The organism is Chroococcidiopsis sp. [FACHB-1243], assembly GCF_014696895.1.
Lineage (GTDB): Bacteria > Cyanobacteriota > Cyanobacteriia > Cyanobacteriales > Chroococcidiopsidaceae > Chroococcidiopsis.
The window spans coordinates 42301-54527 of record NZ_JACJQX010000003.1; the positions used below are offsets into that span (position 1 = coordinate 42301).

The 12227-nt window shown below is 46.2% G+C and carries 8 protein-coding genes and 1 pseudogene; 2 read left to right on the forward strand and 7 right to left on the reverse strand.

Annotated features, from left to right (window positions below; translation table 11 throughout):
• Positions 1–48: 48 nt before the first annotated feature.
• The 7 genes and pseudogenes from H6G17_RS02840 to H6G17_RS02870 form a co-directional block, all read right to left on the reverse strand.
• Positions 49–3177, reverse strand: coding sequence for an alkaline phosphatase family protein (locus tag H6G17_RS02840; RefSeq protein WP_192153969.1), 3129 nt, complete (start codon positions 3175–3177; stop codon positions 49–51).
• A 91-nt stretch (positions 3178–3268) separates the two neighbouring features.
• A complete protein-coding gene (locus H6G17_RS02845; RefSeq protein WP_192153971.1) occupies positions 3269–4006 on the reverse strand; it encodes a COG4280 domain-containing protein in 738 nt (245 codons plus the stop codon).
• Between the two features lie 129 nt (positions 4007–4135).
• Positions 4136–4504 (reverse strand): annotated as a pseudogene (locus H6G17_RS02850) (ATP-binding cassette domain-containing protein); the annotation flags it as partial.
• Between the two features lie 57 nt (positions 4505–4561).
• Complete coding sequence (locus tag H6G17_RS02855; protein ID WP_347276404.1) at positions 4562–6223, reverse strand: iron ABC transporter permease; 1662 nt, start codon at positions 6221–6223, stop codon at positions 4562–4564.
• A gap of 29 nt (positions 6224–6252) precedes the next feature.
• Positions 6253–7257, reverse strand: coding sequence for an iron ABC transporter substrate-binding protein (locus H6G17_RS02860; RefSeq protein ID WP_192153975.1), 1005 nt, complete (start codon positions 7255–7257; stop codon positions 6253–6255).
• A 236-nt stretch (positions 7258–7493) separates the two neighbouring features.
• The gene (locus H6G17_RS02865) at positions 7494–8678 is read right to left on the reverse strand and encodes a TIGR03364 family FAD-dependent oxidoreductase (RefSeq protein WP_192153977.1); all 1185 of its coding nucleotides are present in this window, start codon (positions 8676–8678) and stop codon (positions 7494–7496) included.
• A gap of 52 nt (positions 8679–8730) precedes the next feature.
• Positions 8731–9468: an HAD family hydrolase gene (locus H6G17_RS02870; protein WP_192153979.1), complete on the reverse strand. Its 738-nt coding sequence runs from the start codon at positions 9466–9468 to the stop codon at positions 8731–8733.
• Positions 9469–9829: 361 nt separating this feature from the next.
• Here H6G17_RS02870 and H6G17_RS02875 point away from each other — a divergent pair, with 361 nt between their 5' ends.
• Entirely contained in the window at positions 9830–10936 is a 1107-nt protein-coding gene (locus H6G17_RS02875) for a putative 2-aminoethylphosphonate ABC transporter substrate-binding protein (protein WP_199316411.1), read from the forward strand.
• Positions 10937–10998: 62 nt separating this feature from the next.
• Complete coding sequence (locus tag H6G17_RS02880) at positions 10999–12174, forward strand: putative 2-aminoethylphosphonate ABC transporter ATP-binding protein (RefSeq protein WP_192153981.1); 1176 nt, start codon at positions 10999–11001, stop codon at positions 12172–12174.
• Positions 12175–12227: the final 53 nt, after the last annotated feature.

Sequence of the window (12227 nt, forward strand, 5' to 3'; positions counted from 1 at the left end):
TGCGCCCCTACAAATGTCACGCACGCAATCGAGAATTGCTCTCAAGCGCTATTTCGCTAGTAGTTGGGCGCGACTTTGCCGTAAATCTGCATGGTTGCGCTCTGTAGGATAAGGAACGTCCCCTTTCACTCCAGCCCAGAGAATGCGGTTAAATTTCTCAGGATCTAGCTTGTCTTCTACCGCAAAGAAAAAGCCCTTAGTCTTTTCCGTCCACCAGCGATTATTTTGCCGCAAAGGAATTGCTGCTGTTTTAATTGCATTAGGATCGCTACAAGCTGGTACTAAATTCAGATCGACCGGAGGACGACACAAGTTACCAGGAACGATCGCGGTATAAGGCGTAAGATCGGGTTGTCTGGTGAAAGCATCGGACATCGGTTGGGCATTAGCATCAGTTATGGCTAAGTAGTCGATACCTAACAGATCTTCGATCGTCCGCAGAATGCTCACTGTATTGTAGTTCGTGCTGACCAACGCGCCGCGCTTAGTGTAAGGCGAAATCATGTAAGCCAAAGATCTGTGACCGTCAACGTGATCCGGTCCGTTCTGGGAGTCATCTTCAATCACAACGATCGCTGTATCCTTCCAGTAAGGAGACTTAGAAATTTTTTCTACCAGCAAGCCCACAGCATAATCGTTGTCAGCCATTTGCAACTCAGGAGTATTGAGTCCAGCTACAGCATTATTGAAGTTGCCAAAGTGATCGTGATGTATGCGTACCAATGATAGGTCAGGCAGATCGCGATTCTGCTTGATGTATTCGTCAACGTCCCGCGCCCACTCGTTGTACAACCAGATATCGGGATGCTTCTGGTCGTATCCTCGGAAGTAAACATCAGTTTTGTCTTGCAGCACTCTTTTGGTAACTGGGGCTTGCGGGATCTTGCTAGCAAAAGGCGTTGGCGAGATCGGGATGTAAAATGGATTATTTGGATCGGATTGGGTTGGGTCAACCTGAGCAGAACTGGTGTTGTAGTAGGCAAGGTCAATGAAGAAACCGTAATTGCGTACTGTTTTGCCAGCCCGTAATGCAGCATCCCATAGATAACCACCGACAGCATCAGAGTCTAGCTCGCCGTCTCCCTCTGGGGCGCTAATGTCTGCCAACCCAGGTAAAATTGAGGAACTACCGTCAGGATCTAGCAGTCCCGTGACTCGGACATTCAGTGGTGCAGGATCGGATGCAGTTTGCGGCAAAGCTAGATTGATATTGCGGTTAGTACCTTCGTAATCGTAGGTAGTACCGTTCGTATCGCCACCATTACCATAATTAACCGATTGTGCTTTTTCCGTGTAGTCTGTAGTCCGAGCGTAAGTAGACCAGCTCCAGCCCACACCGCTCGACTCACCCGTATCATAAAAGTTATCAAACGTAGCAAAGCCGAGAGAAAGTTGGTGATGATTGGGCGAGATGGCTTGAGGGAATACAGTCAGTGCCGGATCGCCATTACCAATTGACAAATCCCCTAGTACTTGGTCGTAGGTACGATTTTCTTTAACTACATAAATGACGTGCTTAATTTTATTTTGCAAGAAAGCCATCATTGGATCTTGACGGCGATTGGCGAAACCATTGTTGATGTCAACCTGTTGGGAAAGAGCAGCAAGGGTGCGACGATTGGGAACGGGTATTACTGCAATTCCAGCTTTTTCTAGCGCCCAGTTGTATTCGTTTCTAAACGTAGTGTTGCGTGCTATTCCCGCCTGGGTAGTACGGACGTTTAACGGGTTAGTGCTACTAGAGGGATTTGAAGGATTGGGACCCGCGTTATCTTTGGCATTGACGACATAGAGGGTTTTACCATCTTGACTGATGCTGACAGAGTTAGGATACCAAGCAGTCGGAATTCGCCCTATGACGCGGCTAGAGATGGCGTTTCCTTGTCCTTTGCGATCGCGCAATTCTACTACAGCCACAGCATTCTCAACCCCCAAAGTGACGTAGAGAGTTTGACCATCTGGACTCAATGCTAAAGAGTTAGGGTTAGCACCTTTATACCTCTCCTTGGGGCGAGACAGGGAAATAGTGTGGACGACGCGATCGCGATTTGTATCGATAACCGAAACCGTGTCACTATTCCCATTAGCAACGAACAACAAACTCTCGTCAGCCGAGAGGAGAATTTTGTTGGGCTGGCTGCCTACTGGAATTCTAGTAACTGCTTGACTGGTAATGTCAACTGCTAACACTTCATTATCGCGCTGACTGCTGACATACGCCTTAGCAGCTGCACCCTGCTTTGTATTCTTAATGGCAACATCATAAGGAAATTCTCCGGTTGCTTCCTGTTGTCCAGGTACAAAAAACCTAACTTCCTTGAGAACTTTCCGATTATCGGTATCGACAATTGAAATTGAGTCGTTCTGAAAGTTAGCCGCTACCAAAGTTTTACCATCGGCACTCGTAGCAATTCCCGCCACATTTGCCCCTGTCGCCACAGATTGTTCTACTGCTTCTGCCGCAGTTTCCGCGTCGCTACCCTCTAACAACCCACCATCATAGCCAGAGAAGGGTGCAGTTTGATTCGAGTTGTGTCCCAGTAGGATAAATGGGGCATTTGGGACGTACTGGTTATTCTCTTTAGCGTAGACATAAACTCGGTCATCAGCGCCAGCTGAGACATAAAAGCGATCGCTATCAGCACCCCAAGTTAGACCGATATAAGTGTTAGGAATATTAATTTGCTGCTTCTTGACCAAGCTACCGCCACTAACGTCATATACAAATACCCATTCAGCTTTGCGAGTAATTGCTTGGGTTTGTTCCCCCGTGTCTGGATCTGTCGTCGGACTACCTGGTTGTCCTGTCTGCGGGTCTAAAACTGGATAAGTGAAAAACTCTCCAGTTTTTTCATCTTGAAAGTTTTGGTTATAGCCGCTAGTCAGCACCAATAAGGTTTTACCATCTGGACTGAGAGCAGTCGTTACAGCTTGAGCTGCATCGTCATTATCATCCGAACGTCTTTCTGTATCGAGGTTGATAAAAGTAGAGCCTGGAGCGGCTGTAGGTGTTACCGCTTGACCCGTAGGTAGTAGTGCTCCACCCTCAATATCCCCCACAGGGAGAGTAGTGCGAGCGATACTTGCAGTCGTTGAAGGTAGACTGACTAGAAATATTGCTGCTGCTACTACAAGGCTGAGGAGAAAATAGTATCGTTTACGCTTGAAAGTTTCCATGTAATTGCCTTCACAAGCATTTTTGTGGCTGATACTTCTAATACTCCTACTAGCGTGTTAAGAGAAAACTAAGATAAGGTTACTTTACGAGCTAACCAATTGCCTCTTCTTGTTTGTGCAATCCCATCCGCCAGCGCAGAATTGAAGCCGCAGCAGCCATCAACATTCCCCAAACTAAAGGCAACCATAGCATTGCCAAGCTACCTGTATACCAGTGGAAATCTAGTCCTTCCCCTAGCCAGTAAATCCCAAACCCCATTAATAGCATGGCAGCAAAAAATTTCATCAGCTTGACCGGAATTTGATTCAGGGGATGGCGCAGTAGGAAAGCAAAACCGAGTAACCCCACTCCCGCAGTTCCCGCTCCCGCGATCGCATCTAACCATTTTCCTGCCGTTACGCCTAATGCAACGATCGCCATTGCCACTTCTAAAGTTTCCAGCAGCGCACTCTTAAAAGTCGTGACGATCGCCAACCAACTCCAGCCTGACGATACTCTCTCCTGTTGTAGTTGCTGCTTTAACTGTTCGTCTTCATCATCTTTTGGCTTGAGGATACCGCCATAATATCGCACCACCGATCGCGTCCATTTTTGTCCAAAAGCGATTAAAAATCCTCCCGCAACAATTTTGAGCAGATTGAGGGGAATTAGCGTCAAACTTTTGCCTAAAACAAGAGAAGCGATCGCTGTCAAACCAATTCCGCCAACCGTACCCAGCAATGCATTATGCCAACCTGCCACTCTACCAACGACGATCGCGACTCCCAAAATTTCAACGAACTCAATTAAAGCTCCAGCAAAACTTCCCAGAAATATTTCCCAATTCATGTAATTAAAATCCTCTATGAACTAAGTTTGGTAATTGGTGGTTGGTAATTGGTAATTGAGTGGTATGTGGTGCGCGATCTACAACTTACGACTCCCGACTCCCGACTTCTGGCTTCTATCCCTAAAAAACCCGATTTCTGTTTCCCAAAATTCGCCACGATGTTTAGCAGGAAGAAAATTTGCTTGGGTGACAAACTGAGCCACAAAGCAAGAGGCTGGTTGGTAATAAATTTCTTCTGGCGTACCGACTTGTAACAATTTACCGTGGTGCATTACGGCAACTTTGTCAGCGATCGCTACCGTTCCTGCTGAGGGTGATACAAACCCAGCGATAATTCGTAACAACGTAGTTTTCCCGCATCCAGACGCTCCGAGTAATCCTAGAATCTCTCCCTTTGCCAATGTTAATTTAACATTGGCAATAGTTGGGGTAGTCATGGTAGAAAACTTGAAGCTTACATTTTCTAAGCACAAGATGTCTGATTTGTCATTTGTCATTTGTTAAATATCTTTGATATATTTTTGAATTTTTACTTTTTACTTTTTACTTTTCCACTAATCTACTTCCTTAATTAAAATAGGTGCTTCGGTAATGAGTTCTTTTAAACTAGTTTGGGACAGTAATAATAACGTCGAGCCTATAGAAACAACTAGCATCACTAGGGAGCTAGCCGCAGCATCGCTGTAAGAGACATTTTCAGTGGCTTTCCAAATATGTACGGCTAAAGTGTTAAAACCAATGGGAGCAAGTAATAGCGTTGCTGGCAACTCTTTAATTGCTGTTAAAAACACCAACAGCGCCCCACTCCACACGCCTGAACGTAACAAAGGAAACGTAATCGCAGTAAAGGTTTGCCAAGGGTTTTTACCCAAACTGCGGGCTGATTCTTCTAACTGAGGGGTAATCTGGAGTAAGGAACTACGGACAGTCCCTACTGACTGAGAGAGAAACATGACTAAATAGGCAAATACCAGCATGGGTAATGTTTGGTACAACCAAGGTAAATAATTTGCTCCCCAAAAGACTAAAGATAGAGCCACAACAATCCCTGGTAAGCCAAAGCCGATGTACGTACAACGTTCGATCGCTGTAGTCAGACGACTCGGAAATCGCACGGAGAGGACTACTACGGGTAAAGCGCAGGCGGTTGCAGCTACGGCTGCTAGTCCAGAGGCAAAAATCGAGTGCCATGCCAATTCCAGCAACTTTTGGAGGGAAGCAACTTCCGACAACCCACTACTGAGCCAACTACGCCACAGCCAGAATAAGGTGACAGCGAGGGGTAATATTAAGCCAAGGCTGACTACGACACAACAAAATATCAGAGCAGGAAGTTTCCAGACACGTAAACGCACAGTTGGGTGCGAATGGTAGCAAGTTGTAGTTTGGCTGTAGTAAACAGCCCGCGATCGCGCTTTAGATTCCAGCCACAATAGTAGGAGAACCAAACCCGCCAACATCAAAGCCAAAGTTGCCGCTTGGTGGCGATCGAAGGTATACCGATACAAAATGTAGATTGCCCGTGTAAAGGCATCAAACCGCATGACTGTAGTTGCCCCAAAATCCTGCAAAGCGTACATTGCGACGATCGCTCCGCCTGCTAACAGAGACGGACGCAATTGAGGTAAAGTGACGCGCCAAAATGTCTCGATTTGGTTATATCCTAAACTCCGAGCCGCTTCTTCTTGGGCTGGGTGGATGCCTTGCAATCCCGTCCAGATGCTCAGCAACATATAAGGATAGGTGAGTAGCGTCAGTGCTAGCAGTGTTCCACCCCAACCGTAGATCTCTGGTAACTCTTGCACTCCCAAAGGTTCTAGCAACCACTGCAACCAACTACCTTTAGGTCCAAAAGCGGCAATCAACGCAAAACTACAGACATAATCGGGAACTGCTAGGGGTAAAGTCGTAGCGATTAGCCAAAACCTGCGCCAGGGTAAATCTGTCCGCCAAGTGAGAAAGGCAAGGGGAACGGCGATCGCTGCCGTCAAGATGGGAGTTACTATCGCTAAGATGGCGCTATTGAGCAAGACTTGCAACGTGCGCGGACGAGAGATGAGAGTTAACAACTTTTCCTCACCAACGCCAGCCGTGCGGATGACGAGATAAGTTAGAGGCATTAAGACAGCGATCGCGATCGGGATAGCAACGCAGACAAGAACTAGTGGCGGCTTTTGAGCTGCCGTACCTCCCGACTCCCATGTACGGGCGCACAGTTGTGCGCCCCTAGCCGATTCCCCAATCGTCACAACAATCCTGCCTGCTGAAGTAATCCCAGCGTTCCCTTCAGATCGGACAACTGGCTCAGGTCGATCTTGGGAGGTTGCAACTGTTGTAGAGGAACTTGTTTTTGCGAGACTGAAATCCCCCCTACTAACGGATACTCGTAAAACTGTTGAGTCAAAAATTGTTGCGCTTCTGGGCTGAGCAGATAAGCAACAAACTTATCTGCGTCGTTTTTTTGGTCAGTCGTTTGCAACACTGCTACACCTGCGGCATTAATTAAGGCTCCCGCATCGCCCTGCGTATGGTGAATTGCTACAGGAAAGTTAGGATTATCTTTAGTAAAGCGATAGAGATAGTAATTGTTGACTAATCCTAAAGCAATTTCTCCTCGTCCCAAAGCTTCGACGATTGCAGAGTTCCCGTCGTAACTTTTAGCACCATTCGCTTTCATTGCTTTGAGCCACTCCAGGGTTTGGCGATCGCCTTCCATAATTCGCATGGCACTGACAAAAGATTGAAACGAACCATTGGTCGGCGACCAACCAATTTTCCCGCGCCATTTGGGATCGACTAGTTGCATTACAGAACTGGGGAGTTCGCCTGGTTTTACCAGTTTGGTGTTGTAATCAATTACCCGCGCTCTTCCAGAAATACCCACCCATTGCCCTGTAGGAGAACGAAACTGTGGTTCTACTTTTTGTAATAGTTGGTCAGGAAGTTTCTGAGTCAAATTTTCTTTCGCGACAGCTCCCAAGGAACCTGCATCTTGGGCATAGAATATGTCAGCAGGGCTATTTTTGCCTTCTTCAATCAGCGCGATCGCTAAAGAAGTCGAATCCCCATAACGGACTTCGATATCCATCCCTAAAGCTTTTTCGGCTTTCTCCATCAGGGGAGCCATAATTTTCTCTTCCCGCCCTGAGTAAACAGTTAGCTTCTTCTGCTGTTGAGCTGTAGCAGATAGCGCCACTCCCCACGCCACAAATACCGCAGCCATTACTGCTGAGATCTTCCTTACTTGCATCTCCACTCTTTTATTAACCTCCCATATAGAAATGCGATCGCGCTTTTATTCCCCAAGCTATAGACTGTCTGCCCGTGCAAGCGCGATCGTAGACACTTACGATCGCTGCAAGTTATGGTGAAGATCTGTACAATGCCGCACGACCAACCTGTAGCAACTTTAGGAAAAACAGGTTACGCTACGGATTAGAGCGGGTTAAGCTTTGGTTATTAGGAATTTGCGACCGCCACAATTTTTCAACACATACGCTCGCCGACCGCTCCCACAACTTCCTCGGTACGACTCGCATCCCCATCGGCAATCGATTCCTCTGCAAAGCCAAAAGATAGAGTCATTCCCGCACCGCTCAGGGCGTTAATAATCGTTACACCTGGTTCGGGTTGAGCGACAAATTCAGTTTGACCTGGAAGCTTAGCATAAACACCATGCCACTTTTCGGCGATCGCCAACACTGGAATTTTAGCAAAGGATTTTAGATAGCTCAGGACGTACTCGTTAACAATCTCCAGATCGAATGGTTCTGGATTCAAACCATATTCGTGAGAATCACCAATTATTAATTCACCTGCACTATTTTGAGACATCATGACGTGAATGCCCCACTGCGGAAAATGGGGTGTTTCCGTCGCAATTCTGTCTGTGAGGGCTGGAAGCGATCGACAGTTGGCAAAAGCAGCGTAGTGAGTCAACGTCAAACCCGCAGCTAACGATGCACCTAACCGCCAGTTATTGGCTTGAGGAACAGTCCGCATCATTTGTAACTTGACTTTCGTCAGTCCGCTAGCAGCATAAATTGCCGGATATAATGTTTCAAAATCCGCGCCGCTACAAACGAAGATTTGCTCTGCCGTCCATCGTTCTCCCCCAGCAATGAAATGAGGATAGGAAATCTCCGTTACTACCTTACCAAAGTGGAATTCTACGCCGTAAACTTCAGTCAAAAAGCCTGGTAGTTTCCGAATTGCCTCTCGCGGATCGACTGTCATCTCTGTAGGACTCCAGAGCGCCCCCAGCAAGCCATCAGTCTCAACTGCTGGACTTTTTTCGCTGGCTTCAGCCGCAGTTAATAACTTTACAGGACGATTTGCATCTCTTGCAGTCTCAACAAATTCTTCTAGCACATCCATTTCATCTTGACGATATGCCAAATGTAAAGAACCAGACTGTTCGAGATAAAACCCCGCCTGAGGAGCTATCTGCGTCCAAATCTCTCGCGACTTCATAGCGCGATCGAGCAACTTTCCTGTAGGCTGACCGATGGGCCAAATCATTCCAAAGTTGCGAATTGATGCCCCGACAACAGATAAATTTCTTTCAAAAACAACGACCTTTCGACCTCTTTTTGCTACTGCTAAAGCGTGAGCTAAACCAACGATTCCCGCTCCCACGATCGCCACATCTGCTTGTTTATGTGATGTCATGATGAATATCTAAATTGGTAATGGGTAATTGGTAATGGGTAATTGGCGATCGCTAACAACCATTTTCAAAACTAACAATCCTATCTTTTAATTCCAGTAAAGAACTAAGTAACCCATCATTAGGATATTGAGCTAATTGCGCTTTTGTATGCGTACCGTTAGTCACGCCAAAGGAAAAAAGACAACCTACATTGATGCCAGCTTCAATATCGGCGGGTGTATCTCCAATTGTTATAACAGTTTTTGGATCTTTTACGCCTAACCTATACATGGCTTTTTGAATCATAAATGGCGCTGGACGACCTTCATCGTTATAGATCTCTGAAGGCGTAACCGAAGCTTGAATGACTGACTCTTCTGTACCTACATAGTCACTACCTAAACCTCGATCCCAACCCAAACGATGCAAAACAATATCAGCGACTTGACGATAAAAACCCGTATTCAAAGCAATTTTAATTCGTCGAGATTTAAGCCACTCAAATAACTCTAAGCAACCTTCTGTAGGTTCAACAGATTGAGTTCTGTAATGTTCTTCTAGGATATATTTAAATTTTGTGAATGATTTTTCAACTTTGGATTGATAGTCTGGATTATCTCTACCAATTTGCTCTTGCCACAGGGTTTGAAATACTTGTTTTTTCGACCACCCCATCATCGAATTGATGCGATCGCCGTCTGCTTGCAATCCGTTACTGGCAGCAGCTTGAAAGAAGCAGGCTTGCACTTCACCCCGATCTTTCACCGTTGTCCCTGCCATGTCAAAAACGACGAGTTGAATTTTTGTCATTTTTCTAATCGTAGCGGTGACTTATTTGCCAAGCTTGTTCGTGCTTATAGCTGTTTATACAGGTAGATTACGATCGATGAGAATGTCAATATTGATAAGTTTTATTTCAATATTAGATTTAAATAAAAATAATTCTAGTGATAGTTTTAATCTCAGAATATTAATGGTAAAGAAGAATTTTACCGTACTTAGTTACTAGTAATTTTACAATTTTATCAACAAAATTAATGTTTCAATAAATCAAGCTTAACCATAAATTAACGCGCTGGTTATCCTCTTATCTTATTGTTTTGTGTAGGGGTTTGCACATCTGAATATTTTCTAAATAATTATTGCAAAATAATAATGCAAGTGGTGGGGCATGTTCAACGGAAAAAGCTGGCTTGCTATTAGTTGGAAATCCGCACTAGGAATGCTGGTGGTGATGGGAGTAACGGCGTGTGTCGTCGAGCGACCCCAGGCAACAAAGACGGCAACAAACACGACAAATGTTGCTCAGACGGGAACCGCATCAGCATCAACAATAACAGTTTATACGGCACTGGAAGACGACCAAATTAAGGAATATCTCGCTCTGTTTCAGAAAGAGCATCCCGATCTCAAAGTCAATATCGTGCGAGATTCGACGGGGGTAGTCACGGCTAAGCTGTTGGCAGAGAAAGATAATCCTCGCGCCGATGCAGTCTGGGGACTGGCTGCTTCTAGTTTGTTAATTGCCGACCAGCAAGGGATATTAGCACCTTATGCTCCCGCCGGACTAGAAAAGGTGCGATCGCAATTTCGAGACGATCGCAATCCGCCGCACTGGGTCGGAATTGATGCTTGGATGTCTGCATTCTGCGTCAATACGGTGCAGTTGCAGAAAAAGAATTTACCGATGCCCCAATCCTGGGCTGACTTGACAAATCCTAAATATAAAAACCAGATCGTGATGTCGAATCCGGCTTCCTCTGGAACGGGTTTCTTGTCAGTCTCGGCAATTTTGCAAATGAAGGGAGAAGAACAAGGCTGGAAGTATTTGGATGGATTGCATCAAAATATTGCCCAATATATGCATTCTGGCTCTCGTCCTTGTAAAGCAGCAGGTGCAGGAGAATATCCCATTGGGATTTCCTTTGACTACCGAGCAGTAAAACAGAAAAACGATGGCGAACCAATCGAGCCAGTGTTTCCTAAAGAGGGTTCGGGTTGGGATATTGAAGCCAATGCCTTAGTACAGAAGCCGCAAATTAACCCAGCCGCCAGGACATTTTTAGATTGGGCAGTTACGCCAGCCGTTTCCCAGAAATATGCCGAGAACTTTGCGATTACAGCAGTCAAGACAGACAAACCAATTCCGCAGGGATATCCGACCGAACCGTTGAAGCAGATGATTAAGAACGATTTTAAATGGGCGGCGCAAAATCGCGATCGCATTCTGCAAGAGTGGACGAAACGCTACGACTCTAAATCAGAACCAAAAACGTAGTTGTAGCAGATGGCAGACGGCAGATGGCAGACGGAAAAAACTTGTCAGACAGGAGCAAAGTCATGACGAATCTCCCCGAACAGCATACTACATCTCAACAGCGCGATCGCATATCCGAACAAATTCCCCTATCTTCTGCTACCGAATCCATACCGGAACTCTCGCGCCCCTACTTGCAAATTGAAAACATCCAAAAAAACTTCGGTAATTTCGTGGCACTGCGGGATATTTTCTTAGATGTCTATCCTGGGGAATTTATTTGTTTGTTGGGACCCTCTGGTTGCGGTAAAACAACGCTACTAAGAATTATCTGCGGTTTAGAAACGCAAACGAGCGGGCGCGTGATTCAAGCAGGGAAAGATGTTTCCCGTTTACCCGCTTCCCAACGAGACTTTGGCATCGTGTTTCAGTCCTATGCTCTGTTTCCCAACTTAACCGCTGCCCAGAATATTGCCTACGGGTTGCAAAATGCTAAGAAACCGCAGCGCGAAATTAAGACCAGGGTTGAGGAACTCCTCGAACTTGTAGGTTTGAGCGGTATGGAACAGAAGTACCCAGCGCAGATGTCTGGCGGACAGCAACAGCGGGTGGCTTTAGCTAGAGCCTTAGCCCTGTCTCCTGGATTGTTGTTGCTAGACGAACCTCTTTCTGCTTTAGATGCTCAAGTCAGAATCAAGTTGCGAACGGAGATCTCTCAGTTGCAGAAGCGATTGGGAATCACAACGGTAATGGTAACTCACGACCAAGCCGAAGCCCTGGCAATGGCAGATCGGATTGTCGTGATGGATAAGGGTTATATTGCTCAGGTAGGTGCGCCACAAGCCGTCTACCAGCGTCCCCAAACCGAGTTTGTCGCCAATTTCATCGGCACGATGAATCTCTTGCAAGGGGTTGCTGTTTCAGATACTCAAGTGCGTTGTGGCAATTTAATTTTGCACGCACCACAAAACATCTTTCCTGTCAATCAAAAAGTCACTGCGGCAATCCGTCCTGAAGACGTGCGGGTGTTAGCTAAAGATACGCTCCATTCCTCACTCGCGAATATCGTCACAGCCGAAGTGCAAGGGATGGAGTTTCTCGGTGCGGGGTATTTGGTGAACTTGCTGCCAGAGGGAGACTCAAAAGAAGCGATCGCGATCGATCTATCAGTCCACGAAGCACGGCGGTTGGATCTGGGTTCAGGTTCTCTGTTACAGATTCAACTCCCGCCAGAGTCAATTCAGGTATTTGCAGCTTGAGTAGGGAGCAGGGAGCAGGCGAAAAAGCCTTGGATAAGCTTACTTACAGTCAC